21 protein-coding genes and 1 tRNA gene are annotated in these 25,406 nt (G+C 72.9%); 15 read left to right on the top strand and 7 right to left on the bottom strand.

Annotated features, from left to right (window positions below):
• Window positions 1-6: 6 nt before the first annotated feature.
• From EBN88_RS08590 to EBN88_RS08580, 3 genes are all read left to right on the top strand, one after another.
• Complete coding sequence (locus EBN88_RS08590; protein WP_122183204.1) at window positions 7-1,398, top strand: WXG100 family type VII secretion target; 1,392 nt, start codon at window positions 7-9, stop codon at window positions 1,396-1,398.
• Entirely contained in the window at window positions 1,395-2,165 is a 771-nt protein-coding gene (locus EBN88_RS08585) for a hypothetical protein (protein ID WP_122183203.1), read from the top strand. Before EBN88_RS08590 ends, EBN88_RS08585 begins: the two co-directional genes overlap by 4 nt.
• Window positions 2,166-2,244: 79 nt before the next feature.
• On the top strand, window positions 2,245-3,225 hold the full coding sequence (locus tag EBN88_RS08580) for a hypothetical protein (protein ID WP_147472683.1): 981 nt from the start codon (window positions 2,245-2,247) through the stop codon (window positions 3,223-3,225).
• Here EBN88_RS08580 and EBN88_RS08575 read toward each other — a convergent pair.
• From EBN88_RS08575 to EBN88_RS08565, 3 genes are all read right to left on the bottom strand, one after another.
• Window positions 3,209-8,053: a DNA repair ATPase gene (locus EBN88_RS08575; RefSeq protein WP_122183215.1), complete on the bottom strand. Its 4,845-nt coding sequence runs from the start codon at window positions 8,051-8,053 to the stop codon at window positions 3,209-3,211. The two genes, EBN88_RS08580 and EBN88_RS08575, sit on opposite strands and share 17 nt — an antisense overlap.
• A gap of 79 nt (window positions 8,054-8,132) precedes the next feature.
• A complete protein-coding gene (locus EBN88_RS08570) occupies window positions 8,133-10,202 on the bottom strand; it encodes a flotillin family protein (protein WP_122183201.1) in 2,070 nt (689 codons plus the stop codon).
• Between the two features lie 249 nt (window positions 10,203-10,451).
• Window positions 10,452-11,099 carry a hypothetical protein gene (locus EBN88_RS08565; protein ID WP_122183200.1) on the bottom strand — a complete coding sequence of 216 codons (648 nt, stop codon included), beginning with the start codon at window positions 11,097-11,099 and terminating at the stop codon, window positions 10,452-10,454.
• A 417-nt stretch (window positions 11,100-11,516) separates the two neighbouring features.
• Between EBN88_RS08565 and EBN88_RS08560 the strand changes: the two genes are divergently transcribed.
• The 7 genes from EBN88_RS08560 to ehuA all read left to right on the top strand — a co-directional run bounded on the left by EBN88_RS08560 (window position 11,517) and on the right by ehuA (window position 18,323).
• A complete protein-coding gene (locus EBN88_RS08560) occupies window positions 11,517-12,899 on the top strand; it encodes a TrkH family potassium uptake protein (protein WP_233580535.1) in 1,383 nt (460 codons plus the stop codon).
• A 25-nt stretch (window positions 12,900-12,924) separates the two neighbouring features.
• Window positions 12,925-13,653 (top strand): potassium channel family protein, encoded by a 729-nt coding sequence (locus tag EBN88_RS08555; RefSeq protein WP_122183199.1) that lies wholly within the window; start codon window positions 12,925-12,927, stop codon window positions 13,651-13,653.
• Window positions 13,654-13,817: 164 nt separating this feature from the next.
• Entirely contained in the window at window positions 13,818-15,032 is a 1,215-nt protein-coding gene (nhaA, locus tag EBN88_RS08550; RefSeq protein ID WP_122183198.1) for a Na+/H+ antiporter NhaA, read from the top strand.
• A 109-nt stretch (window positions 15,033-15,141) separates the two neighbouring features.
• On the top strand, window positions 15,142-16,053 hold the full coding sequence (ehuB, locus tag EBN88_RS08545; RefSeq protein WP_122183197.1) for an ectoine/hydroxyectoine ABC transporter substrate-binding protein EhuB: 912 nt from the start codon (window positions 15,142-15,144) through the stop codon (window positions 16,051-16,053).
• Window positions 16,053-16,799 (top strand): ectoine/hydroxyectoine ABC transporter permease subunit EhuC, encoded by a 747-nt coding sequence (gene ehuC / locus EBN88_RS08540; protein ID WP_122183196.1) that lies wholly within the window; start codon window positions 16,053-16,055, stop codon window positions 16,797-16,799. The genes ehuB and ehuC overlap by 1 nt, the downstream gene beginning before the upstream one ends.
• On the top strand, window positions 16,796-17,449 hold the full coding sequence (gene ehuD, locus EBN88_RS08535; RefSeq protein ID WP_122183195.1) for an ectoine/hydroxyectoine ABC transporter permease subunit EhuD: 654 nt from the start codon (window positions 16,796-16,798) through the stop codon (window positions 17,447-17,449). The genes ehuC and ehuD overlap by 4 nt, the downstream gene beginning before the upstream one ends.
• Window positions 17,450-17,567: 118 nt before the next feature.
• Window positions 17,568-18,323, top strand: a complete 756-nt coding sequence (gene ehuA, locus EBN88_RS08530) for an ectoine/hydroxyectoine ABC transporter ATP-binding protein EhuA (RefSeq protein ID WP_233580539.1) — start codon at window positions 17,568-17,570, stop codon at window positions 18,321-18,323.
• Window positions 18,324-18,348: 25 nt separating this feature from the next.
• On the opposite strand, the gene EBN88_RS30450 is transcribed toward ehuA, so the two are convergent.
• A complete protein-coding gene (locus tag EBN88_RS30450) occupies window positions 18,349-18,486 on the bottom strand; it encodes a hypothetical protein (protein WP_158621338.1) in 138 nt (45 codons plus the stop codon).
• A 90-nt stretch (window positions 18,487-18,576) separates the two neighbouring features.
• Here EBN88_RS30450 and EBN88_RS08525 point away from each other — a divergent pair, with 90 nt between their 5' ends.
• On the top strand, window positions 18,577-19,350 hold the full coding sequence (locus EBN88_RS08525; RefSeq protein WP_122183194.1) for an IclR family transcriptional regulator domain-containing protein: 774 nt from the start codon (window positions 18,577-18,579) through the stop codon (window positions 19,348-19,350).
• Between the two features lie 43 nt (window positions 19,351-19,393).
• Here the strand turns inward: EBN88_RS08525 and EBN88_RS08520 are convergent, their stop codons facing one another.
• Window positions 19,394-19,735, bottom strand: a complete 342-nt coding sequence (locus tag EBN88_RS08520; RefSeq protein WP_122183193.1) for an antibiotic biosynthesis monooxygenase family protein — start codon at window positions 19,733-19,735, stop codon at window positions 19,394-19,396.
• Between the two features lie 234 nt (window positions 19,736-19,969).
• Here EBN88_RS08520 and EBN88_RS08515 point away from each other — a divergent pair, with 234 nt between their 5' ends.
• The 3 genes from EBN88_RS08515 (at window position 19,970) to EBN88_RS08505 (ending at window position 22,061) form a co-directional block, all read left to right on the top strand.
• Entirely contained in the window at window positions 19,970-21,169 is a 1,200-nt protein-coding gene (locus EBN88_RS08515) for a helix-turn-helix domain-containing protein (RefSeq protein WP_122183192.1), read from the top strand.
• Between the two features lie 118 nt (window positions 21,170-21,287).
• Window positions 21,288-21,491 carry a hypothetical protein gene (locus tag EBN88_RS08510; protein ID WP_122183191.1) on the top strand — a complete coding sequence of 68 codons (204 nt, stop codon included), beginning with the start codon at window positions 21,288-21,290 and terminating at the stop codon, window positions 21,489-21,491.
• Window positions 21,492-21,632: 141 nt separating this feature from the next.
• Window positions 21,633-22,061 (top strand): OsmC family protein, encoded by a 429-nt coding sequence (locus EBN88_RS08505; RefSeq protein ID WP_122183190.1) that lies wholly within the window; start codon window positions 21,633-21,635, stop codon window positions 22,059-22,061.
• An 82-nt stretch (window positions 22,062-22,143) separates the two neighbouring features.
• Here EBN88_RS08505 and EBN88_RS08500 read toward each other — a convergent pair.
• Together EBN88_RS08500 and EBN88_RS08495 are read right to left on the bottom strand one after the other, a co-directional pair.
• Window positions 22,144-22,228, bottom strand: a tRNA-Leu gene (locus EBN88_RS08500).
• 82 nt (window positions 22,229-22,310) lie between these two features.
• Window positions 22,311-23,645 (bottom strand): DUF445 domain-containing protein, encoded by a 1,335-nt coding sequence (locus tag EBN88_RS08495; protein ID WP_122183189.1) that lies wholly within the window; start codon window positions 23,643-23,645, stop codon window positions 22,311-22,313.
• A 171-nt stretch (window positions 23,646-23,816) separates the two neighbouring features.
• Here EBN88_RS08495 and EBN88_RS08490 point away from each other — a divergent pair, with 171 nt between their 5' ends.
• Window positions 23,817-25,136: an SGNH/GDSL hydrolase family protein gene (locus EBN88_RS08490; protein WP_233580534.1), complete on the top strand. Its 1,320-nt coding sequence runs from the start codon at window positions 23,817-23,819 to the stop codon at window positions 25,134-25,136.
• The last annotated feature ends 270 nt before the right edge of the window (window positions 25,137-25,406 follow it).

The raw sequence follows: 25,406 nt of genomic DNA, 5'->3' as shown, positions 1-25,406 counted from the left end.
GCCACGATGAGCGACTCCTACCCGAACCTGGGCTTCGACCCCTGCCCCGGGGACCTCCCGGCGGCCGAGGCGGTGGCCGCGACGATGCGGGACGTGGCGACCCTCAGCTCGAACACGCACACCGCGATGACCGCGATCAACACCTCAAGCGGCATCTGGGTCGGCCGCGCGGCCGACGCGTTCAGCGAGGCGTTCGACGAGGTGCCGCCGTATCTCCAGCGCGCCGTCAACGCGTTGGACGTCGCCGCCCGCGCCCTGGAGTGGTGGGTCAACGACCTGGACCGCTTCAAGTCGGTCGCGCGCCAGCTGGAGGAGGAGGCGGCCAGCGCCCGGGCGCAGGTCGACAGCGCGCAGGCGGCCGTCGACGCGCTGCCCTCGGACACCTCGGACATGGACGACGACGAACTCTCCGAGCACGAGGACACCGAGCGGGCCCGCGACAGCGCGCTGAACTCCGCGAACGCCGCGCTCAACGAGGTGATCCAGCGCGCCCGTCAGCTGCACGAGGAGTATCTGGCCTCGGCCGAGGACACCTCGCGGGCGCTCTCCAGGGCGGCGGACGACGCGCCGCCGGAGCCGGGGCTGTTCGACAAGATCGCCGATGTCGTCTCGGACATCGTCGACTTCATGATGGACCCCAACACCTGGAAGCTGATCGGTGACATCTTCGCCGACATCGCCATGGTGGTCGGGGTGATCTGCCTGGCGGTCGCGGTGATCGGCCTGTTCGTGGCCAGCGGCGGCACGGCGGCGCTGATCCTGGGCGCCATCGGCACCATCGGCGGCTACATCGGCCTGGGCGCCGGCGTGGCCGGGCTGCTCTTCCACGGCATGGCGATGGCCGGCGGCGCGGAGGGCGTGACCTGGGAGACCATCGGCTTCGACCTGATCACGGTCGCCACGGGCGGGCTCGGCGTGCTGGGCGCGGGGATCGCCGGCGCGGCCAGGGGCGCGACCGGCATCGCGGGCCTGGGCAGCGGCATGTTCAGCGGGATCAGGGGCGCCGGCGGCGCCTGGACGCTGGTCGGCGAGGGCATGGGCTGGGCCGGCAACGTCCTGGGCAACCTGGGCTCGGCGGAGAGCCAGCGGCGGCGCATGGAGGACGACGGCGCCACCTTCGGCGACGTGCCGATCCTGGGCCCGTTCCGCGATCTGGGGGACCTGGCCGGGGAGCACATGGCGCCGGACGCGACGTTCGTTCCGCCGCCGTCCGGGCCCTCGCAGCCGGCGCCGATGCCGGACGTGGAGCTGCCGAACGACCCGATACCCATGCCGGAGGTGCGGCCGCCGGGCGATCCGGTGCCGATGCCCGAGGTGGTGCCGGCGGCGGTCAACCCGGACGCGATCCTGACCGGCGCGGACTCGTCGTTCATCAGCGGGCTTGAGGTGGCGGCGTGAACGCACCCACCAGGACCGCGACGCCGGCCACGTCCGGCGAACAGGACGGCATACCCGTCTGCTTCACCGCCCGCGTCCCGGACAGCTACGTCCCGCTGCCTGACTCGCCCTCGCCGGAGGAGTGGTCCCAGACGCTGGACCAACTGCTGCCGACCGTGGGCGGCGAGGGCCGGACCTACGCGATGGACAACATGCCGCGCCTGCTGCCGATGTTGCAGGTCGAGGAGATCTGCAAGACGGCGGTCCACATCAGCGTGGAGAACGGCTCGTTGGCGCTGGGGATGCTGGTCGTCGGCCTGCTGCCCACCCGGCACGAGTCGGCGCTGATCTGCGCCGAGTCGATCTACCGGGCCAAGAAGGAGGAGTACTTCCGCGAGGTGCCCGAGTCCGAACTGGCCGATGTGGACGAGCGGTTGGCGAAGGGGCTGCGCGGCCCCGAGGACACGCTGCTGGCCACCAAGCTGCCGGTCGGTCCCGGGGTGACGTCGGTCTCGCTGCGGTCGATGACCTTTCCCCGTCCGCCGGGGATCGGGCAGGGGCCGCCGCCGAAGCTGGGGGTGTCCTTCCTCCAGCTGGCGGTGCCGGCGCCGAGGGACTACACGGTCTACTTCACCATCTCGACGCCGACCGTGCACCACACCTCGGTCTTCGCGGACCATCTGGCGCGGATCGCGCGCACGGTGTCGTTCGACGAGGACACGGTGGCGAAGGCCCGCAAGGGCGGCGACGTGGTGCTGACCCGGGAGCCGCTGGGCGGTCGCGGCTAGTCGCCCCGTGGCCCCGTGGCCGCGCGGTCGGACGGGCCGCGCGGCCGGCCTGTCAGTGGTGGCGGGCATCATGGTGGCCATGGGCGTGAGCACGGGAGACGGGGACTGGCTGGGGCGGCTGCGGCCGATCAACGACTATCTGGTCGCCCTGGACCGGCAGCACTACGAGCGGTCGGGCGCCGCGCCGCTGCTGCTGGCGCTGGTCGCCGTCCCCGTCGCCGCCTGCGCGGTGCTGGTCGGCGTCGCGGTGCCGCTGAGCGATGTCGGCGCCTACGCGGGCTGGCTGCTGCCGGGCGTCCCGGTGGCGGCCGGCCTGCTGTGGCTGGCCTGGCTGGCGCTGCGCCGGCTGACGCCCCGGCACGGCCCGCTGGGCGCGGAGTTCCGCGCCGGCGAGGAGCAACGGGACGCGGTGCTGCGGCAGTTGTACGCGCTGCCGCCGCTGGGCCCGGCACGGGCCGAGCCGCTGTGGCGGGGCGCGCAGGAGCTGTACCACCGCTCGACGGAGCGGCTGACCGCGTTCCGCCCGCGCGACCAGCGGGAGTTGGTGCGCGGGATGCGGACGGCGCCGTTCGTCAGGTTCCGCTGGACGCTCGCCGGCTGGGCGGTCGGGATACTCACCGTGGTGGGCACCCTGGCCACCCTGGCCCCGGTGTTCGCCGACCCGGGCGAGTGGTGGCCGGTGGCGGCGACGGCGGTGACGCTGGCGGTCGGCTGGTCGCTGTGCTTCCGGTACTGCTTCCTGAAGTGGCGGGAGCCTGCGGACCGGGTGCCGCGCGTGCGGAAGGTCGGCTGGCGGCACGAGCTGGCCTGGCTGCGGCACCAGATGGTGATCAGCGGCGTGCTGGCCGGCTGGCGAATACCGGCGCTGCACACCGAGCGGCTGTGGCGGATGACGGGCGGGGGCCGCCGCTCCCCCGCCGTCACCCTGGCCCGACTGCCGGAGAACGCCTCCCCGTTGCGCCGCTTCTACTGGCGGTATGTGGGCGCCGGGGTGGTGCGGCTGGTCGCGTTCTTCGGCGGGTGCTATCTGGTGGCCACCGCGATCAGCCTCGCCCGCTGAGGGGGCCGGCGGCCGCCCGCGCCACGTGCGCGGCCTTGAGTTCGGCCCAGCGCTCGGCCTCCTGCGGGGTCAACCGGCCGCGCAGCTCGGCGAGTTTGAGGAGGTTGGCCTCGGCGCCGGTGGTGAGGGTCTGCGCCTCGGCGCGGTAGTGGTCGTCGATGAGCGCCTCCAGCTCCTCGTCGTTGAGGACGGGCACGATCCGCTCGGCGATCTGGTTGGTGTTGCGGTACGAGCCCTGGAGGCGGAACGGCGGCTCGGTGCGGGTGGCGTCCTCCTGGGTGGCGGAGGCGATATAGGCCGCGTTGACCCTGAGCATCACGTCCCGCACCCGCAGCAGCCGGCGCAGCACGGCGAGGATCTGCTCCAGGTCGGCCGGGGTGTAGGGGTGGCGGAGCCGTTCGGCTGAGGCGGTCTCGTCGCCGCGCGCCAGCCGCACCAGCAGCTCGATGTCGGCGCGGTCGCGGGAGGCGAGCGGGGCGAGCGTCGGGTTGGCGGTCAGCGCGTTCTCGATGTGGCTGAGCGCGAACAGCTCCTCCCGGCCGGTGAGCACCTCGCCGAGGTTCCACACGTCGGCCCGGTTGGCCAGCATGTCGGGGACCCGGAAGCGGTGTCCCGACTCGGTGAACGGGTTGCCCGCCATCACGACGGCGAAGCGCTTGCCGCGCAGGTCGTGGCTGACGGCCTCGCCGTCGGATGTGCGCACCCCGTCGATGCGGCGCTGCGCGTCGCACAGCGGGATGAACCGCTGGAGCAGCTCGGGCGAGGTGTGCTGGATGTCGTCGAGGTGGAGGAGGACGTTGTTGCCCATCTCCAGCGCGAAGTTGAGCTTCTCGATCTCGCGGCGGGCGGCGGCGTCGGGCGCTGCGGCCGGGTCGAGCGAGGTGGTGTGGTGGCCGAGGGCCGGCCCGTCCACCTTGACGAAGACCATCCCGAGGCGGGCGGCGACATACTCCATCAGCGTCGTCTTGCCGTAGCCGGGCGGGGAGAGGAGCAGCAGCAGGCCCTGGCTGTCGGTGCGTCGCTCGGCGCCGGCCGCGCCGAGCTGCTTGGCGAGGTTGTCGCCGACCAGCGGCAGATACACCTCGTCGAGCAGCCGGTTGCGGACGAACGCCGGCATCACGCGGGGCCGGTAGCTCTCCAGGCGCAGCCGGCGGCGTTCGGTCTCCAGCAGCGCGTTGCGGCGGCGGACATAGGCGCGGTGGGCTGGCACCCGCTCGGTCCTGAAGGTCTCGGTGCGGGTGAGGAACTCGTCGAGGCGCAGCGGGAGTTCGCCGCGCTCCAGCCGGGGGTGGCTGCCGAGCAGGCCGCTGATCACGGCGGTCAGCGGGGCGTCCACGGGCCGGTGTTCCAGGGTGTCGGCGGTCAGCTCCAGGGCCGCGGCCTCCGGCAGGTCGGGGAAGCTCTCGTCGCCTGGGCCCCGGGCGCCGGTGAACGCGGTCAGCCAGGCGGTGACCAGCTGGTGGCGGGCGGCGAGGTCGGCGCCGACGGCGGCGAGGTCCTGGGTCAGCTCCTTGACGCCGGCCTCGCCGAGCGCCGCGTGGAAGTCGCCGCGCAGCGCGCCGGCGGCGGGGCTGGTGACGAACGCGGGCCCGCCGGCGGCCAGTTCCTCCAGCAGATAGCCGCCGACGCCCGCCGGGGCACTGGCCGGGAGCCCCGCGTCCTCGGGCAGGGCGGCGAGGAACGCGTCGACGGCGTCGGTGAGTTCGGCGGCGAGCGCGTCGACGGCGCCCGTCGCGCCGAACGTGGCGCGGGCGCGGGCCAGCGACTGGGCGCGGACGGTCAGCGCGCGGCGGGTCTCCCCCGTGGTGCCGTGCGCCCAGAACAGCTGGGCGCAGGCGCGGAGTCGGGGCGGGTAGCGGAGCAGCCCGGCGGCCTCGCGGAGCCTCAGCACGGCGGCGAGGATGCGGGCGGCGTCGTGGTCGTGGACGCCCCGGTCGTAGCCCTCGTCGTAGGCGGCCTCGGCGAACCGGCGGACCAGCGCGGTGAGGTGGTCCTCGGTGGCGGCGCGGGCCAGCTCGTCGGGGTCGGCGGCGGCGAGCACGCTGGCCGCGAGGTGCTCGGCGCGGTAGACCTCGGGCGACTCGGAGGCCAGCGGCTGGTCCCAGAAGTGCCGGGCGGCGGCCAGTTCGGCGTCGGCGACGGCGGCCCGGTAGTCGGTGCCGGTGACGGCGAACGCGAGGCCGCCGTCGTGCGGCACCAGGGTCAGGTCGATGGGCTGGGTGGCGGCGGTGAAGTGGTGGCGGCCGAGCCGGATGGTGCCGTCGGCGCCGAAGAGTTCGGCGCGGTCCCGCAGGGTGCGGCCGGCCTCCTGGCGGAGCGCGGTGAGCCGCCCGTCGATCTCGTCGGCGCGGACCTCCTCGCCGAGGGAACGGAGTTCGTCGGCGGTGGCGCGGACGCGGGCCACCAGCGGGTCGGCGGCGAAGTAGGCGTTGATCTCGTCGAGGCTGCCCTGGGCGCTCGCGCGGCGGCCCACGGTGTCCAGGACGCGTTCGGCGGAGGCGGCCAGCCGTTCGGCGTGCCGGGCCCGCTCGTCGAGCTGGGCCTGCTTGCGGGCGGCGAAGGTCTCGTAGATCTCCTCGCGCTGGTCGGCGAGTTGGGCGAGGAACTCGTCGAAGGTGCCGAACCTGGCCTCCAGGTTCTCCACCTGAAGCAGCAGCCGGCCGAGGTGCTCGTCGCACTCCTCGGGGGTGGTGGCGGAGGCCAGGGCGCCGGTGACGGCCTGCCCGAGCAGGGCGTACTCGGCGGCGAACTCGGCGCGGCCCTCGGTCTCCAGCAGCTCGCGGCGCCGCCCGTCGAGCACCGCTCGGGCGCGGTTGACGGCGCCGGTGACCTCGCCGATGCGGGTGAGCAGCTCGGTGCGGACCACGGCGTCGGCGATCTCCAGGGTGCCGATCACCTCGGTGACGGTGCGGAGTTCGTCGGCGTGCTCGGCGATCTCGGCGCCCAGCGGCTCGGCGTCGGCGACGCTCTCGACGGCGCCGGCGCGCTCGGCGAGTTCCGCGATCGCGGCGTGCGTCTCGTCGAACGCGTCGTCCCGGGAGAGGAACGCGACGGCGCGGCGGCCGGTGGCGGCGAGCGACTCGACGAGCGTCGCGTCGAGCCGGTCGAGCGCGGCGGTGTCGATGTGGCGGGTGTCGCGGAGCGCGGCGAGGTGGCCCTGGGCGCGGCGCAGCCGGGTCAGCAGCGTGACCCAGTCGGCGGCGCCGCGCGGGGCCTCGCCGCGCGCCCGGCGGACCAGCCCGGTGATGTCGGTCTCGGCCTCGGCGAGCGCGGCGGCGGCCTGCCGGCGCAGCTGGCGGACCCGCTCGTACTCGGCGATGACCTGCTCGGCGGTGGCGCGCAGGGGGGCGACGGGCTCGGCCAGGGCCTGCGTCTGGGGCTGGCCCAGCCAGTGGTACTGGTCGGTCAGCCGGTCGCAGGCGGCGATCACGGCCTCGAACACGGCGGTGTCCGGCTCCAGTTCGGTGGCCATCCGCACCACGGTGAACGCGTCGGAGATGCCACGCACCAGGTCGGCGTTGCCGATCCTGGCGAGCGGCCCGGTGCCGGCCGGCTGGGCGGCGGCGTGCTCCTCGCTGACGAACGGCGTCGCCCACAGCTGCACCGGGTGCACCCGCGACGCCTCGGCGGCCTCGGCGCGGCAGACCACGAGGCGGCCGTCGTCGAAGAGCGCGAACCCGAGGCAGGGGATCGGGTTCCGCACGGCCTTGTCGATGAGGTTGTAGGGCAGCAGCAGCGCCCGGCCGCGCGCGTCGGCGCGGAAGACGTAGAGCAGGTCCTCGCCGTTGGGCGAGCGCAGCAGCCGCTCGAACGCGAGGCCCTCGGTGTCGAGGTCGAAGGTGCGGGCGGCCGAACCGGCCGGCGCCGCCGACAGGTAGTAGCCGCCGGGGAAGATCACGCCCTGGTCCTCGGGCAGCACCCGGCAGCCCTGCCCGATGCCGTCGAGCCGGATGATCTCGCCGGTGCGGGTGTTGTGCACCAGATGGCGGTGCTCGGTCTCGTTGTAGGGCAGGACCTTCAGCAGCAGCAGCGGGCCGACGCGCGCGTAGTGCACCTGGGCGTCGGCCAGCGACTGGAGCGGCTCGGCCAGCGGCTCGCTGTGCCGTTCCTCGGCCTCGCCGTCCGGCCCCTCCGCGAGGGAGAGGCGCAGGGTGCCGCCGGCGGTCGCGAGCCGGAGGGTGCCGTCGATGTCGATGTGCGGCGGCTGCCCGGGCGCCGCGCCGGGAACGTGGTCGTCGCGGGTGGTGGCCGTCCACGCGACCTCGTCCGGGTCGGGCGGCACATGGTCCCGCTCGCCCTTGGCGTCCACGTACTCGGGCCGCCCGTCGGGGTGGATCTTCCAGCGCAACACCCGGATGTCGTCGACCCGTTCGCCGGTGCGGAAGACCGCCAGCAGCAGGCTCCCGACGGTCCGCAGCCGCAGCAGCGCGGACTGCTGGAAGTAGCGGAAGAGGTCGGCGAAGTCCCGCTGGAACGCCGGGTCGTCGAGCAGCCCGGGCACCGCCTCGGGCCCGGCCGGCGCGAAGCCGTCGCCGGCCGGCCGGTAGAGCCGGAACACCTCGGCGACGCCCGTGGACTGGCCCGGCGCCGGCGGCACCCGGTATCCGAAGAGCAGCGCGCCGCCGACCCGCACCAGGTCGCGGGGCAGGCTGTCGCGCTCGGTGCGCAGCCGGTCGGTGGCGACCAGTTCGAGATCGCCGCCGCCGAACGTGGCGACCCGCTCCGCGTTCAGCCGCCGGGTCCGTTCCCCCAACTCGCCCGCCGCGGACCGCAGTCGGTCCCGCAGCACCTCGTAGCTGCCCCGGTCAGGGGCCTCGGTCTCGGCCATGGCCGTCTCCCGCTCCCGCGTCTCCACCCTCGCTCCCCCCATGTGTCAGTGCGCCGTGCCGACCGCCGCCGCGCCCCGCCTACGGCTGCTTCTCCAGGACCGGCCCCTCGCCCCTGGCGGGGCGGCCGTTGACGGCGGGTCCGGCCGCCGCCGCCAGTTCGGAGAGCCGGGTGTCGCCCAGGCCCTGGGCGCGCACCGTCTCCAACAGGCCGCTCAGCTGGCCCGCGTTGTCGCCGCCCCTGGAGATCAGCCCGCTCAGCAGCCCGGCCAGCGTCAGGTCGCGCAGCCCGCCGGCGCCCAGGCCCCCCACCATCCGGGAGAGGTCGTCGGTGAACGTCGAGCCGTCCTTGTCCAGCCACGGCCCGACCAGGGTGCGGGCGTGCTCGGAGCGGTCCAGGAAGCCGTCCACGCTCTTGCCCGCCGAGATCGCGCCGACCAGCCGGTCGAAGAAGACGGAGTCGCCGCCCACGATGTCGATCTTCGCGTTCTCCAGCCCGGCGCCGACCAACGTGGCCTGCGCCTCCGCGATCTGCCGGTGCACGTCGATGCCGGCCAGCCGGACGTCCTTCTCGGCCTCAAGACGGAGCCGGTACTCCTCGTGCTCCCTGCTGGCCGCGTCCAGCGCCGCCATCGACTCGGCCTTCTCCTTCAGGCCGGTGGCCTCCGCGCCCATCTTCTCGCGCAGCGCCTCGGCCTCGGCCAGCCCCATCTGGCGGGCGGCCTCCGCCTCGGCCGCCCTGGTGGCGGCGATGGCCTGCGCCATCCGCTCCTGGACCTCCGCCTCGGCGATGCCGGGCGCGGCGGCGTCGGCCCGCTTGCCCTCGGCCAGCCGGATCGCGGCCTGCGCCTCCAACTCGGCGGCCTTCCGCTTGGCCTCGGCCAGCGTGAGGCTCTCGTTGGCGCGGTGCGCGGCCGCGGCCTCGGCCGCCTCGGCGGCCTTGATGTCCTTGACCAGCCGCTCCTGCGCCTCGGCCTCGGCCGCGATGATCACGGCCTGCCGGCCGCGCTCGGCCTCCTCGACGGCGCGCAGCCGCTTGATCTCCTCCTCCTGCTGCGCCACGGTCTTCTCCACCGCGATCCGCTCCCGGACCACGTCGGCGATCTCCCGCTTCTCGCCCTCGATCTCCTTGTCGGCGGCGATCCGCGACAGGCCGGTCTCCCGGTCGCGCGCGATGACCTCCAGCAGCCGGTCCTTCTCGATCCGCTCGTTCTCGATGGCGACGACCCGGTCCCGGTTGAGCCGGGCGACGGCGATCTCGCGCTCGCGGTTCTCGTTCTGGACCCCGAGGACCTCCTCGGTCTTCAGGTGCGCGGCCTGGGCGCGCAGCCGCTCCTCGGCCTGGACGCGCGCGGTCTCGGCCTCCTCGCGGGCGCGGACGGTCTCGACCTCGCGGCGCTGCTTGATCTCCGCGTCGGCCTGCCGGCGCTCCAGCTCCAGCACGGCCTCGCGGGCGTCGACGTTCTGCCGGGTGATCTCCTTCTCCTCGTTGCGCCGGAACTCGTTGGTCAACACGTGCTGCGCGGCGGTGAGTTCGGTGATCTTCCGGATGCCCTGGGCGTCCAGGATGTTGTTGCTGTCGAGCTGCCCGAGCGGCGTCTGCTCCAGGTAGTCGATCGCCGCGTCCTCCAGGCTGTAGCCGTTGAGGTCGGTGCCGATGACGGCGATGATCCGGTCGCGGAACTCGTCACGCTTGGTGTAGAGGTCGGCGAAGTCGAGCTGCTTGCCGACGGTCTTGAGCGCCTCGGAGAACTTCGCGTTGAACAGCTCCTGGAGCGTGGACCGGTCGCTGGCCCGCTCGGTGCCGATGGCCTGCGCCACCTTGATGACGTCCGAGACGGTCTTGTTGACCCGGACGAAGAACGAGATCCGGATGTCGGCCCTGATGTTGTCCTTGCAGATCAGGCCCTCCTTGCCGGTCCTGCCGATCTCGATGGCCTTGACGGAGATGTCCATCACCTCGGCCCGGTGCAGCACCGGCAGCACCACGGCGCCGGTGAACGTGACGTCCACCTTGCGCACCTTGGAGACGATCAGCGCCTTGCCCTGCTCCACCTTGCGGAAGAGGCGGGTGAGCAGGAACAACGTGGCCAGGATGATGATCAGGACCGCGGCGATCAGCACGCCGAGGCTGGTCCCGAGAGTGTCCATGGGTGGCCCCCCTTGTGTGTTCGAGTCGACGGGGCCTCAGGCCCGCGCCGCCGCGACGAGTCGCGGACTTCCGGCCGTTCGTGGGACGCCGGCTCGGCGTCCGGTCGGCGTTGTGTGGGCAACGCTTCGGTCGCGGCGGCGGGGCGCGGGCCGGCCCCCGGCCGGTCGCGCGCGGCGAGATGCCGCCACGGTTGTGCGAAGAGTTCGGTGAGAAGCGGTGAGAAGCGGTGGCTTACAGGTGAGGACGCGTCAGTCCAGTGCCCGGTTTCGACCGGGCCCGGGTTCGTCGGGGCCAGGGTCCAGCGGGCCCGCGTCATAGGGCGCGACCCAGAAGAACCCGCCGTCCGCCTCGTAGCCGTAGATCAACGCCCGGTGCCCGGCGGCCAGTTCGGCGGCCTCGGGCCCCTCGGCGCGGACCTGGACGATGGCGGTGCCGCCGTCGTCGGCGGCGACCTCGGCCTGGCCGAAGGAGGCCGTCACCCGGCTGGTGCGCACCTCGCAGACCCGGCCGACGAAGTCCCGGTGGTAGATCCCGGACTCCGGCGCGAAGAGCCGCCGCAGCGGACGGACCGCCAGCCAGGCCCCGGCCCAGCCGAGCAGCAGCGCGGCGGGCGGCACCAGCGCGCGACCGACCTCGTTGTCGATCAGCTCGCCGCCCGCCATGGAGCCGAACCAGGCCAACGCGACCAGCAGCGACAGCGGAACGGCCACCGGCACGCCGCCGAGCCCGAACCAGCCGAAGCCGCCGCCGGCGTCGGCGGCACCGTCGGCCGCCTCCACGGCCCCGGCGCCCACGCCGAAGGCCAGGGCGAAGAGCCAGTAGAGCAGGACCACGGCGAGCGGGATGGAGAAGACGACGGCGGGAAACTCCAGCGCCGTCGCGAAGAAGTCCGCCATGTCACCCCCCCAAGGTCACCTGTCCTCCATTAATACATCCTTAACGCCCCGCCGCGCCAGTGCGCTTCCCGACCACGTCGGTCCGCGAACCGTCATCGCATCCCACCTCCGTTCGCCTCCATCCGTGCGTGGCCGTGGCCGAACGCGCACGTCAGACGGCCGCGCGCATCGGATCACCGACCCGGCCGCCGCCCCGGCGCCGCCGCCCGGACCTTCCCCAGGATCGCGGGGGCCCTCCACCTACCGGTCACAGAAACGGGCCCGCGCGAACGGGCGAGGCGTCGCACCACGGGGATCGCGAACCCGTTCATTCACCCATGAACCGCCCCATGTCGGGACTATGCTGACGGGCGATCAGTCTCGACACCGGTCCGGCCGGGCAACGGCCCCGTCGGCAGACACGGAAACGGGCACGTCGTGGCGCATCTCGCCCTCCCCCTGCGGCGCTGGATCGCGGAGACCCACCCGGCCCGGCTGGTGGTGCTGGCGTTCCTCGGCGTGATCCTGGTCGGCACCGCGCTGTTGAGCCTGCCGATGGCCTCGACGGCCGGGGAGTCGCCCTCGCTGCTGACCGCGCTCTTCACCGCGACCTCGGGGGTCTGCGTCACGGGGCTGCTGGTGGTGGACACCGGAAGCTACTGGTCCGGCTTCGGGGACGTGGTGGTGCTGGTCCTGGTGCAGGTGGGCGGCTTCGGCATCATGACGCTGGCCTCGCTGCTGGCGCTGCTGGTCGCGGGGAAGCTGCGGCTGAGCACCACCCTCAGCCTGGACACCGAGACCTCGGCCGGCGGCGGCGACATCCGGCGGCTGCTGGGGCGGATCGCGCTGATCACGGTGACCGTGGAGGCGGTCACCGCCGTGCTGTTGACCGCGCGCTTCACGCTGGGGCACGGCGAACCGTTCGGGCGGGCGCTCTACCACGGCGTCTTCCACGCGGTCTCGGCGTTCAACAACGCGGGGCTGAGCCCCTATCCGGGCAGCCTCAGCCGCTTCGCGGGCGACCCGTGGACGCTGCTGCCCCTGGCGGCCGCCGCGCTGACCGGCGGGCTCGGCTTCCCGGTGATCATCGAGCTGCTGCGCTACCGCACCCGCCGGCGCGGCGCGGGCGGGGTGCGGACCTCGACGCCCTGGTCGCTCCACCTCCGGCTGACGCTGGCGACCAGCGCGTGCCTGCTGGTGGCCGGTTGGGTGCTGACCCTGACCTTCGAGTGGAACAACCCGGTCACCTTCGGCCCGTTCGACGTCGGTCAGAAGGTGCTCAACGCGTTCTTCCACTCCGCCGTCGCCCGCACCGCCGGCTTCAACACCACCGAGATCGCCGCAATGGAGCCGGAGACGCTGCTGGGCACGTCGGTGCTGATGTTCGTCGGCGGCGGCAGCGCGGGAACGGCCGGCGGGATCAAGGTGACCACGGTCGCCGTGCTCGGCGCGGCGGTGCTGGCGGAGGTGCGGGGCCACCGGGAGGCCGGGCTCTTCGGGCGGCGGATCTCCCCGCAGGTGGTGCGGCAGGCGCTGACCGTGACCCTGCTGAGCGCGGTGGTGCTGGTCGTCGCGATCGTGACGCTGATGTCGCTGATCCATGTCCGGGCCGAACTGGTCGTGTTCGAGGCCGTCTCAGCGTTCGGCACGGTCGGAATGCATACCGGTCTGGTCAGCGACAGCCAGACGGCGGCGCAGCTGATCATCATGGTGCTGATGTTCGTCGGCCGGATCGGCCCCATCATCCTGGTGTCCGCGCTGGCGATGCGGGTGCGGGAACAGCGGTACCGGCTGCCGCGCGAGCGGCCGATCATCGGGTGACGCCAGACCATGTGACGGGAGCGCCATGAGTTCACAGCTGCACGCCATGCGCCGCAGGCGCGGCAAGCGCGCGGCCGCCACGCACGCGCCGGCCGAGCACCACCGCGACCAGCGGGTCGCCGTGGTGGGGCTCGGCCGGTTCGGCACCTCGCTGGCCGAGGAGCTGATGCGCCGGGGCTGGGATGTGCTGGGCATCGACTCCGACGAACGGCTCGTGCAGCAGCACCGCGACGTGCTCACCCATGTGGTGCTGGCCGACGCCACGGACGAGGAGGTGCTCCGGCAGCTGGGCGTCCATGAGTTCCCCCGCGCGGTGGTGGCCATCGGCACCCAGATCGAGGCCAGCATCCTGACCACCTCCAACCTGCTGGAGCTGGGCGTCCGCAACCTCTGGGCCAAGGCGATCAGCCGCCAACACGGCAAGATCCTGGAGCGGTTGGGCGCCCACCACGTGATCCTCCCCGAGCACGAGATGGGCGAGCGGGTGGCCCACCTGGTGACCGGCCGGATGCTGAACTTCATCGAGTTCGACGACGACTACGCCCTGGTCAAGACCATCGCGCCGCGGTCCACCACGGGGATGCCGCTGAGCGAGAGCGGGGTGCGCCGCGAGCACGGGGTGACGGTGGTGGGCGTCAAGCGGCCGGGGCAGCAGTTCACCCACGCCACGGCCGAGACCGTCGTGCACCCGGGCGATGTGATCGTGGTGACCGGCAGAACGGCGGCCGTCGAGGCGTTCGCGGAGCTGACCTGACCCGGGCCGAACGGGCTCCACGCGCTGAACGGACCGACCTGAGCCAACGCCGGACGCCCCGGGGTACGGTGGGCGGCGAGGGCGTGGCCGAGAGCCGCGCCCGGGTGTGCCGGGAAGTCTGGTCGGCGAGTCGCTGTCGTCGTTCGTCCACCAGGAAGGCACCCATGACATCCCCCTCGCCCGCCGTGCGCGACCGCCGTTCGCTCGCCGAGTTCCTGCGGCTTGAGGTCACCGGGGGCCTGCTGCTGCTGGTCGCCGCGACCGTGGCGCTGGTGCTCGCCAACTCCCCGTGGAGCGAGGGCTATGCGACGGTCCGCGACCACCACCTGGCCGTTCCGCTCCTCGACCTGGACCTGTCGGTGGGGCACTGGGCCTCGGACGGGCTGCTGGCCGTCTTCTTCTTCGTGGCCGGCACCGAGCTGAAGCGCGAGCTGACCGTCGGCGAGCTGCGCCGCCCGGCCGCCGCGGCGCTGCCGGTGGTCGCTGCCGTCGGCGGCATGGTCACCCCGGCGCTGGTCTACCTGGCCTTCGCGCTGGCCCGGGGCGGCTCCGCCGACGGCTGGGCGGTGCCGATGGCCACCGACATCGCGTTCGCGCTGGGCGTGCTGGCCGTCGTCGGCCGCCGGCTGCCCGGCGCGCTGCGGACGTTCCTGCTGACCCTGGCGATCGTGGACGACCTGCTCGCCATCCTGGTGATCGCGGTCTTCTTCACCTCGGGGCTCAACGTGTGGGCGCTGGCCGGCGCCGTCGCCGGGCTGGCGCTCTACCGGCTGCTGCACACGCGGGACGTCCACGGCTGGTACTGGTATCTGCCGCTGGCCGGCGCCGTCTGGACGTTGACCTACCACAGCGGGGTGCACGCGACCGTCGCCGGCGTCGCGCTGGGGATGCTGCTGCGCGCCACCCCGCGCGCCGGCGAGGAACAGACCCCGGCCGAACGCGTCGGGCATCTGGTGCACCCGCTGTCGGCCGGCGTCGCGGTGCCGCTGTTCGCGCTGTTCGCGGCCGGGGTGTCGGTCTCGCCGGCCGCGCTGGGCGAGATGGCGGGGGAGCCGGAGGCGGTGGGCGTGGTGCTGGGGCTCTTCCTCGGCAAGCTGCTCGGGGTCCTCGGCGCGACCTGGCTCACCGTCCGCCTCACCCGGGCCCGGCTCGACCCCCGGCTCGGCTGGCCCGACCTGGTCGGGGGCGCGCTGCTGGCAGGGATCGGCTTCACGGTGGCGCTGCTGATCGCGGAACTCGCCTTCGTCGGCGAGCACCAGCTGACCGAGCACGTCAAGGCGGCCGTGCTGCTGGCCTCGCTGCTGGCGGCGACGAGCGCCTCCGTCGTGCTCACGCTGCGCGGGCGTGCGCTGGCGCGCGGTGGCGCACGGCGCCCCTGAGGGGCGCGCGTGGGGCCTGCGTGGGACGCGCGTAACGACCTCGCAACGGTGAGACATGGACCACAGTCGGGCCCGCATAGATGTGAAGGGTGTGGGTAGCCGCGCGCCCATGGCTCCACCGACAAGAGTTTTTCTTCAGAACGGACGCCGAGAGACCGGGCTCAGTCGCCGCTCCCTGCTGACGGGGCTGGCGGTGTTCGGCGGCCTCGCGGCCACCGGGTGCAGCCGGGTGGCCGCCGAGGACGCGGTGGAGGGGGGCGATCTGCTGGAGCGGCTGCGCGAACGGGGCACCGTCAAGGTGGGCATCGCCAGCGAGCCCCCCTTCGGCTATATCAACGACGACGGCGAGCCCACCGGCGAGGCGCCCGAGATCGCCAAGGTGATCTTCTCGCGCCTGGGTGTGGACAACGTCGAACCGGTCCCCGTCGACTTCAGCGCCCTGATCCCCGGGCTCAAGGCGCAGATCTTCGACGTGGTCTCGGCCGGGATGTACATCATCCCGGAGAGATGCGAGCAGGTTCTCTTCGCCGATCCCGACTACCAGATGCCCGACTCCTTCATCGTTCCCGCAGGCAATCCCCACAACATCACGAGATACGAGGACATCGCCGAGCAGGGCCTGACCCTGGCCACCGGACAGGCCTACGCGGAGATCGAGTACGCGGTGGCCGCCGGGGTGCCGCGCGGCGAGATTCTGATCCTTCCCGACCAGGTGGCCGGCCTCGACGCCGTCAGCCAGGGCCGGGCCGACGCGTTCGCGGGGACCAACGTCACCGTGATGGACGTCGTCGAGGGCAACAGTCGGGTCGAGTCCACCGAGCCGTTCGTTCCCATCGTGGACGGCGAACCGGCGTACGGCGCGGGGGCGTTCGCATTCCGGCCGTCCGAGCGGAACCTCAGGGACGCGTTCAACGACGAGTTGCACAAGCTCAAGCAGAGCGGGGAACTGCTGGAGATCGTGGCGCCCTTCGGCTTCACCGAGGCGGAGATGACCGAACTCACCGCTGAGGAGCTTTGCTGATGATGACCGAGGGGATGTTCACCAACTACTTCCTGCCGGGCATCTGGATCACCATCCAGGTGACGCTCTACAGCGCGGCGCTCGGGGTGGTCGTCGCGTTCGCGATCGGCACGCTGCGCACCTCGCGGCTGTGGATCGTGCGCTTCCTCGCGGGCTGCTACTTCGAGATCTTCCGTGGCATGTCCGCGCTGGTGTTGATGTTCTGGCTGGTCTTCTCGCTCCCGCTGCTGCTGGAGTGGCGGCTGGTGCCCATGTTCGCCGGCGTGTTGGCGCTCGGCCTGACGTACGGCGCCTACGGCTCCGAGGTGGTGCGCGGCGCGCTGGCCGCCGTGCCGGAAGGGCAGCGCGAGGCGGGGATCGCGTTGAGCTTCACCCGGTGGCAGCGGCTGCGGCGGATCGAGATCCCGCAGGCCTGGCCCGACATGGTGCCGCCGTTCAACAACCTGCTGATCGAGTTGCTCAAGGGCACCGCGCTGGTCTCGGTGATCACCGTGGCCGACATGGCCTACGCCGGCAACCTCGTGCGCCTGGGCTCCAACGAGTCCGCGCCGATCTACACCCTGCTGCTGGTGCTCTACTTCGTGCTCGCCTTCACCCTGACCCGTGGAATGCGGGTCATCGAGCGGCGCGCCAACGCGAACGTCGGCAAGCCGCAGCCGCGCGGCGGCCTGCTGGCCAGGCTCTCCCTGCGGGAGAGCGCCGGTGAGGGCTCGGGCGCGCTGACCACGGGGGGTGCGGCCAAGTGAACTGGGACTGGGATGTCGTCAACGACTTCATGCCCGAATTCTGGGACGGGCTGCTGGTCACCCTCCAGGCGCTGGCGCTGGGCAGCCTGATCGCCTTCGCGCTCGGCCTGGTCTGGGCCATGGCCCAGCGCGCGCCCTACGCCTGGGTGCGCTGGCCGGTGACCGCGTTCACCGAGTTCGTGCGGAACACCCCGCTGCTGGTGCAGCTGTTCTTCCTGTACTTCGTGGTGCCCGAGTGGGGACCGTCGATGTCGGCGCTGACCACCGGCATCATCGGCCTCGGCCTGCACTACTCGACGTACACGGCGGAGGTCTACCGGGCCGGCATCGCCGGCGTTCCGGTCGGCCAGTGGGAGGCGGCCACGGCGCTGAGCCTGCCACGCGGCCGCACCTGGATCGCGGTGATCCTGCCGCAGGCCATCCGCCGCGTCGTGCCCGCGCTGGGCAACTACGTCATCGCGATGCTGAAGGACTCCCCCATGATCGCGGTCATCGGGGCGATGGACATGCTCGGAGCGGCCGAGAACTTCAGCAACACCACCTTCACCATCGAGGCGTACACCGTCGTTGGCATCGCCTTCCTGGTCATCGCCTACCCGGCCTCTCTGCTGATCCGAGTTCTGGAGCGTCGTCTTGCCCTCACCAGCTGAAAACCCAGAGAACGTCCTGAAGAACGACGGGAGCGCCACGGCCGGGGACACCGACGCCACGGCGCCGGCCGCCTCGTCGGCCCCGTCGGAGTCGTCCAGCCGGGCCGCCGGCAAGGAGCTGGTCAGGTTCGACAACGTCACCAAGCGGTTCGGCGACGTGACGGTGCTCGACCAGCTCGACTTCTGTGTCGACACCGGGAAGCACGTCACCCTGATCGGCCCCTCGGGATCGGGCAAGACCACGATCCTGCGGCTGCTGATGACCCTCCTCACCCCCGAGGAGGGCACCATCACCGTCGACGGGCAGTACCTGACCCACGAGGAACGGAACGGAAAGCTCGTCAAGCCGAGCGACAAGCACGTGCGCGAGGTGCGCAAGAAGATCGGCATGGTCTTCCAGCACTTCAACCTCTTCCCCAACATGCGGGTGCTGCGCAACGTGATGGAGGCGCCGGTGCACGTGCTGGGCCTGTCCAAGGACGAGGCCGAGCAGCGCGCCAAGGAGCTGATCGAACTGGTCGGCCTCTCCGAGCACCTGGACAAGTACCCCAGCCAGCTCTCCGGCGGCCAGCAGCAACGGGTCGCCATCGCCCGCGCGTTGGCGATGCGGCCTCAGGTGCTGCTGCTCGACGAGGTGACCTCGGCGCTGGACCCCGAGCTGGTCGCCGGCGTGCTGGACGTGCTGCGGGACATCGCGCTCTCCACCGACATCACGATGCTGGTGGTGACCCACGAGATGTCGTTCGCGCGGGACATCTCGGACTCGGTGCTGATGTTCGACAAGGGGAAGATCGTGGAGTCCGGCTCCCCGGACAAGATCTTCAGCGAGCCGGAGCACGACCGCACCAAGGAGTTCCTGGCGACGGTGCTTTAGCCGACGTGCTTCAGCCGACGGCGCTTCAGGCGGCGCCGCCGTAGGCGACGCCGCCGTGGACGCCGCTGTGGACGCCGCCGTAGGCGGCCGCGCGGGCCGGTGGCCGCGCGCGGGTCGGCCGGCCCCGGTGGGGCGCCGTTTCTTCCTTCGTGAACCGGCGCACCACCCGGGCCGTTCTCGCTACGCTGGTGGATGCTCAGCCCTCCGCGTCCCGGCGACGCGGGGCTCTCGTGAACGCTGGCAGGAGGACGACGTGGCGACAACGCCCGGGCGCACGGCCCCGTTCCACTCGGTGCGATACGCCCTGCGACTGCTGGAGACGATCGCCGGGCACCCGGACGGGATACGCGCGGACGACCTGGCCCAGGCCGCCGGACTCCCGCCGGACCAGCGGGAACACCTGATGGGGATGCTGCTCGCCGAGGGCTATGTGGAGGAGCCGGTCGAGGGGGTCTTCGCCCCGGGGCGCGTCCTGCTGATGCTCGGCGGCGTCGGGGACGACGGCGAGGAGGGCCGCCGGCGGTTCCGCGACGAACGGCTCCAGGCCGCCCTCGACGCGCTGCGCGACTCCCTCAACGCCCCGGTGTACCTGGCGCGTTACGCCGACGGCGAGCTGGAGGTGCCCCGGATCTCCGACACCCCGGAGGCGCCGGTCGTCAACGAGTGGGTCGACTTCCGCTCCGCCGCGCACGCCACGGCCATCGGCAAGTGCCTGCTCAGCCAGCTCGACCACGACGGCCGCGAGGACCACCTCGCCCGCCACCGCGCCGCCCGGCTCACCTCCCGCACCATCACCGACCGGCGGGTGCTGCTGAGCGCGCTGGAGCGGCAGCCGCCGACGATGCCGGTGTTGGACTTCCAGGAGTACGCGATCGGCACGCTGTGCGCGGCGGTGCCGCTGACGGCCGGCTCGACCGTGGGGTGCCTGGCGCTGTCCCTGCCGGTCGGCCAGGCACACCGACTCCGCCGCGCCGCCGAGGAGTTGAACCGCCAGGCGGCCACGACGCTGCTGTCGCTGACCATCTGAGGCCGCCCGCCCCGGGCCGGGCGGCGCCCCGGCCCTCCCCGGCTCAGCCCTTGGGCGCGGCCTGCCGCACCACCTCAAGCGACCACAGCTCGGAGCCGGTCGCGGCGGGCCTCCGCCCCGCGCCGCCGCTTCCGTTGCCGCCGCTTCCGTTGCCGCCGCCGTGGGCCTGCCGCATCGAGCCCTCCGCCCACCTGCGGTAGTCCTCCTCGCTCCGCCAGCGGGTGTACACCAGATACCGGTCCGTCCCCTCGACGGGCCGCAGCAGCTCGAACCACTCGAACCCGTCCTGGCTCTCCACCATCCCGGCCCGCCCGGCGAACCGCCGCTCCAACTCCTCCCGCTGCTCGGCGGGAACCTCCAACACGTTGATCTTCACCACGGACACCGAACGACTCCTCACGCGTCGCGCCTACCGGCCCCGACACCCGAGCCCCGGAGCCGCCTGACCCTCAGTCTGCACCCGAGCGCCCTCCGCGATGCTCAGGAGCCCCCGCCATGGGCGCTTCGTCCGTCCCGCCTTCGGCAGCGACAACCGTGATCCGTGCCCCTCGTCATCGGACACGACTCCTCCCGTCGCGCGCACGGATCTGCCCGGTATCGACGTCGTTACCCTGGACACATGGCTCAACTCGGCGACCGCATCGCCCGCTTGCGCGGGATCGGCCGGCTCACCCAGGAGCAGTTGGCGGAGCGGGCCGGGGTGTCGGTCGATGTGGTGAAGAAGCTGGAGCAGGGGCGGAAGCACTCCGCCCGCCTGCCGACCCTGCACGCGCTGGCCCACGGGCTGGGCGTGGAGCTGACCTCGCTGCTCGGCGAACCACCCGCCGTCTCGGTCGAACAGCCCGACCCGCCGCAGTTGGTGACGTTGCGCCGAGCCATCGCTCCCCCGTTCTTCGGCCGCCCGCCCGAACCCAGCGAGGCGGGCCTCTCGGCTGGTGCGCTGCGGGCGTCCATCGCGGAGACCTGGACGCTCTACCACGCCGCGACGTTCGACGACGTACTCGCCCGGCTGCCGGGGCTCATCAACAACGCCCGCTTCGCCGCCGCCGCCGGAAACGACCGCCAGCGCGCCGCCGGGCACGGGCTGCTGGCCAAGTCCCTGCAACTGGGCGGCCATCTGGCCATCCGCCTGAGCAGGACCGACCTGGCGCTCGCCGCCCTGGAACGCGCGATGACCGCCGCCGAACTGTCGTCCGACCCGCTGTTGCCGGGGATGATCTCGACCTCGGTGGCCTGGTCATACCAGCGGCAGGCCCGCCTCGACGACGCCTGGAACCTCGCGGTCCACGCGGCGGATCAGGTCGAGCACGAACACGCCGGAACCACGGACGGGGTCCGCGTCTGGGGCGGACTGTTGATGTCGGCGGCCACCTCCGCCGCCCGCGCGGGCGACTACGAACGCGCCAACGAGATGATGACCGCCGCCGAAGCGGCCGCCGGTCGCCTGGCCGCGCTCCCCCCGTCGGCGGACGGCCGCCTGGTCTCCGTCTTCTCCCGCTCCTCGGTCCGCATCGAACGCGTGCGGCTCGCCGTGCAACACGCGCGTCCCGACGAGGCGCTGGCCCTGGCGAAGGGAATGCGGCTGAGCGCGGACGTGCCGCCGAGTTGGCGCACCTGGCTGCTGTTGGACGTGGCCTGGGCCCATGCCGACCTGGGTGACGCGCCGAGTGCGGTCCGCGTCCTGGAGCGACTCGATCGCGTCGCACCAACCTGGATCAGACACCACACCCTGGCCGTCTCCCTGGTCCGCGACCTGTCCGCCGTCCCTCATCCCCCAGCGGGCCTGCGCCGCCTGGCCGACCTCCTGGGTGTCACCTGACGCGCCAGCACCAGTCACCTAACGCCACCGAACGGGGACGTCGCGTCCCTGTCGGGGCCGCACACAACCAACGAGGCTGAACGCACCAACCGTTGCTCGCGTTGACCAAGGAGCGTTCATGCCCGTCTCCCCCAGCAGTCCCGCCCAGCCCGAACCGCCGTTCCGCGAAAGCTGCGAGGAGACGGCCGAGCTCGTCCTCCCCTGCCTGGAGGTCAGCCTCTCGGGAGGGGGTTGGGTGATCCATGCCTGCCCGTCCTGCGTGCGAAGCGATCCTCAACTGGCCGCCCGGGTGCCGTTGGCGCTCGTCGCCGCCCTGGGCTGACCGGCGGCGGCGCGGCTCCGCGCCGGGACCCGCCCGGCGGTAGGCCGGGTGGCGGCTCGGGCCGCCGCTTTCCGGGCGTGGGCGGCGCAGCGATAGCGTGTACGCGACCTGCTTCTGGTTATTCCTTCGGGAGGATCGCCCATGGCAACCACACGCACCGCGACGACCAACTGGGAAGGCTCTCTGATGGAGGGGGCCGGGAAGGTGAACCTGGACTCGTCCGGGCTCGGCACCTTCGATCTGACCTGGCCCTCGCGCGCGGAGGCCCCCGAGGGGCGGACCAGCCCCGAGGAACTGATCGCCGCCGCGCACTCCGCGTGCTTCTCGATGGCGCTCTCGCACGGGCTGGCCGGCGCCGGCACCCCGCCGGAGACGGTGCGGACCTCGGCCGACGTCACCTTCCAGCCGGGGACCGGCATCACCGGCATCGTGCTGAAGGTCCAGGCGAAGGTGCCGGGCCTGACCGCCGAGGGCTTCCAGGAGGCCGCCAACACCGCCAAGGAGAACTGCCCGGTGAGCAAGGCGCTGGCCGGCGCCCCCATCACCCTTGAGGCCGAACTCCTCGACTGAGGCACCGCGTTGGGCCCCCGGCACCCGATCCGTCGACGGGTGCCGGGGGCCCGCCGTCTCGGCGGTGGCGCGAGGCCAACGGTGCGGCCGGAGGGATTCGAACCCTCACGCGCGTGAAGCGCACTGGGACCTAAACCCAGCATGACTGCCAGTTCCATCACGGCCGCTCGTGCCGGCGATTCTACGACAGCCGCCCGTGGCAAGGCCGTTCCGAAGGAGATCCCGCGATGGCCCGGCAGGGACGACATGTCAACCCCCCAACGCCCGCGTGGCCGCGTGGATCAGGAGGCCGGCCAGCGCCCCGATCACCGTGCCGTTGAGGCGGATGAACTGGAGGTCGCGGCCGATGTGCAGCTCGATCTTGCGGGAGGTCGTCGGCGCGTCCCAGGCGGCCACCGTGTCCGTGATCAACGAGGTGATCTCGGCGCGGTAGCCGTTGACCACATAGGTGGTGGCGTCCGCGACCCAGCCGTCCAGCTTGGCCCGCAGCCGCTCGTCCGAGGCCAGCCGCCCGCCCGTGGTGAGCACGAAGGACCGCGCCCGCAGCCGCAGCGCGCTGCGTTCGTCCTCCGCCGCGTCCAGGATCATCGCCCGCAGCGCGCTCCACGCCGAGGCGATGAGATCCTGCACGGCCGGCCGGTTCAGCAGGTCGTTCTTGAGCCGCTCGACGCGCTCCCTGGTCTCCCGGTCGTGCTGCAACTGCTGCGCGAAGTCCGCCAGGAAACGGTCCACCGTGGCCCGGGCCGGGTGGTCGGGCTGCTGCCTGGCCTCGGTGACGAAGCGCAGCAGCTCGCGGTAGACCCGCTCGCCGACCTTGCGGTCGACGAACCGGGGCGTCCAGCCGGGCGAGCCGCCGGCCACCGCGTCCAGCACCGAGTCCCGGTGCGCGGTCAGCCACGTGTGCGCCGCCTCCAACACCAGGTCGACGAGCCTGCGGTGGCCGTCGTCGGCGATGGTCTTCTCCAGCAGCCGGCCGAGCGTGGGCGCGACCTCCTGGGCGCCAGCCCTGCGGGTGATCGACTCGCCCAGCACCGCCTGGACGTCCGCGTCCCGCAGCACCCGCAGCCCGCCGCGCGCCGCCGTGGCCAACTCGGCGGTGACGCGGTCGGCGTTGGCCGGTACGGCCAGCCAGTCACCGAGCCGCTGGGCCAGTTCGACCGAGCGCAGCTTGTCCCTGACCACCTCCTCGGAGAGGAAGTTCTCCCCGACGAACTCGCCGAGGGACTGGCCCAGTTGGTCCTTCTTCGTCGGGATGATCGCGGTGTGCGGGATGGGCAGGCCCAGCGGCCTGCGGAAGAGCGCGGTCACCGCGAACCAGTCCGCCAGCGCGCCCACCATCCCGGCCTCGGCCGCCGCCGCCACATAGCCGGCCCAGGGGCCGGCCCCGCTGTGCTCCGCCCAGGTGGCCAGCGCGTAGACGACCGCGACGACCACCAACAGCCCGGTGGCGACCCCCTTCATCCGGCGCAGGCCGCGCCGCTTCAACTCGTCGGCGGCGGTGAGCACGCCGGCCTGGCTCGCGCTCACGGAGCGCTCCGCGCCCCCGCCCACGGCGCGCTCGGCGCCCTCGGTCCGCATCGCCATCCGCTCCCTCCGCGTTCGCCGTTGGCAACGACGCACACCCCGCACGCCGTTCCCGCATCATCCCCCGTTCCGCCGTTTCCACCGCATCCGCCATCCACAGGCCGGTGTGATGATCCGCAACCTGTGGACAGTCGGTGCGCCCGCCCGAGTGGCTCGTGGGATCATCGACGCGTGGGAGTGGTCAGTAAGCGAGGGGCCTTCGGCCTGCTCGCCGCTTTGCTTGTGGTTCTGCTCGGGGTCGCCCTTGCCATCGGCACGGGGCGGGGGGAGCGGGTGGACATCGCCGCCCCGGCGCCTTCGGCGCCCGAGGTGGTGCCGGCTGCCCAGGGCGAGTGGGTCGCCACGTGGTCGGCCGCGCCGTCGGGCGCCGAGCCCGGCACCAGGGACGGTCTCCCGGACCAGACGATCAGGAACGTGGTGCGCACCTCCGTGGGGGGCAACGGGGTGCGGATAGAGCTGTCGAACCGCTACGGCAGCCGCCCGGTCACCTTCACCCGGGTCACGGTCGCGCTCTCCTCCGCGCTCGGCGGTGCCGCCGCGCACGAGGGCACGATGCACCGGGTCACGTTCGGGGACGGCACCTCGGTCACCGTGCCGGCCGGCGGCTCGGTGCTGTCCGACGCCGCCCCGCTCGAACTGCCGCACGCCGCTGACCTGTTGGTCTCCCTCTACACGCCGGAGTCCTCGGGCCCCGTGACCTACCACCGGATGGCGCAGCAGCCCAACTACCTGGCACGGGGCGACCAGACCAGCCGGCTGTCGGGCTCCGGCTTCGCCCACGCCTCCGATGTCTGGCGCTATCTCACCGGCGTCCAGGTCTTCACCTCCCAGGCCGACGGCGCCGTGGTGGTGCTGGGCGACTCCCTGACGGACGGGATCACCTCGACGCCGGGCGCCAACCGCCGCTGGACGGACTTCCTGGCGGCGCGGCTGCGCGGGGACGCCGAGGCGCCGAACCTCGCGGTGCTCAACCAGGGCATCAGCGGCAACCGGCTGCTGCGGGACGGCGCACCCGACCGCCTGTTCAACGGCGCGGCCGGGCTGAGCCGGCTCCACACCGACGTGCTGCCCCAGCCGGGCGCCCGTTCCCTGGTGGTGCAGCTGGGCATCAACGACATCCTGCTCCAGCCCCGGGCGACGGACGCCCAGGCGATCGTGCACGGGTTGAACCGGCTGGCCGAGGAGGCCAGGGCGGAGGGCCTGCGGGTGCTGGGCGGCACGCTCGCCCCGTTCGGCGGGCATCCGGGCTGGACGCCGGAGCTGGAGCAGATACGTCAGCAGGTGAACCACCAGATCAGGACGGCGGGCATATTCGACGCCGTGGTCGACTTCGACCGAGTGCTGCGCGACCCGGCGGCGCCGCACCGGCTGCTGCCCGGCTTCGACTCCAGCGACGGGCTGCACCCGAACGACCACGGCTTCCGCGCCATGGCCGAGGCCGTCGACCTCGCCGAGCTGGTCGATCACACCACGGAGGCCCAGGCCCTCTGACGGACGGCCGAAGCGGCCCGCCGGCGCGGGCCCGGCCCGTCGCACGGCCGCTCCGTCACGCGGCAGGCCCGCCGGCACACGGCCGCTCCGTCAGGCGGCAGGGCGCCCGCCCGGCCGCGCGCTCGCGGGGCTAACGGGTGAGGTCGCGCCCCCGTCCGGGGGACAGCGGACGCGCCGGCGGTGTGGGCGACACCGGGGATTCGTTACGCACGGTGCGACAGTGTTCACCAGTAGGCAGATAAACGTACCGCCGACGCACCGCGACGAGTC

Source organism: Streptomyces triticirhizae, from assembly GCF_003696235.1.
Taxonomy (GTDB): Bacteria; Actinomycetota; Actinomycetes; order Streptomycetales; family Streptomycetaceae; genus Streptomyces; species Streptomyces triticirhizae.
The sequence above is the reverse complement of the archived record's forward strand: the minus strand, read 5'-3'. Positions and strand labels throughout refer to the sequence as shown.

What these genes read in the sequence shown, in the direction of transcription:
- EBN88_RS08590 (WP_122183204.1), top strand. Translation starts at nt 7, where the DNA reads ATGAGCGACTCCTACCCGAACCTGGGCTTCGACCCCTGCCCCGGGGAC.
- EBN88_RS08580 (WP_147472683.1), top strand. Translation starts at nt 2,245, where the DNA reads ATGGGCGTGAGCACGGGAGACGGGGACTGGCTGGGGCGGCTGCGGCCG.
- EBN88_RS08575 (WP_122183215.1), bottom strand. Translation starts at nt 8,053, where the DNA reads ATGGCCGAGACCGAGGCCCCTGACCGGGGCAGCTACGAGGTGCTGCGG.
- EBN88_RS08570 (WP_122183201.1), bottom strand. Translation starts at nt 10,202, where the DNA reads ATGGACACTCTCGGGACCAGCCTCGGCGTGCTGATCGCCGCGGTCCTG.
- EBN88_RS08565 (WP_122183200.1), bottom strand. Translation starts at nt 11,099, where the DNA reads ATGGCGGACTTCTTCGCGACGGCGCTGGAGTTTCCCGCCGTCGTCTTC.
- EBN88_RS08555 (WP_122183199.1), top strand. Translation starts at nt 12,925, where the DNA reads ATGAGTTCACAGCTGCACGCCATGCGCCGCAGGCGCGGCAAGCGCGCG.
- nhaA (WP_122183198.1), top strand. Translation starts at nt 13,818, where the DNA reads ATGACATCCCCCTCGCCCGCCGTGCGCGACCGCCGTTCGCTCGCCGAG.
- ehuB (WP_122183197.1), top strand. Translation starts at nt 15,142, where the DNA reads ATGGCTCCACCGACAAGAGTTTTTCTTCAGAACGGACGCCGAGAGACC.
- ehuC (WP_122183196.1), top strand. Translation starts at nt 16,053, where the DNA reads ATGATGACCGAGGGGATGTTCACCAACTACTTCCTGCCGGGCATCTGG.
- EBN88_RS08515 (WP_122183192.1), top strand. Translation starts at nt 19,970, where the DNA reads ATGGCTCAACTCGGCGACCGCATCGCCCGCTTGCGCGGGATCGGCCGG.
- EBN88_RS08510 (WP_122183191.1), top strand. Translation starts at nt 21,288, where the DNA reads ATGCCCGTCTCCCCCAGCAGTCCCGCCCAGCCCGAACCGCCGTTCCGC.
- EBN88_RS08505 (WP_122183190.1), top strand. Translation starts at nt 21,633, where the DNA reads ATGGCAACCACACGCACCGCGACGACCAACTGGGAAGGCTCTCTGATG.
- EBN88_RS08495 (WP_122183189.1), bottom strand. Translation starts at nt 23,645, where the DNA reads ATGGCGATGCGGACCGAGGGCGCCGAGCGCGCCGTGGGCGGGGGCGCG.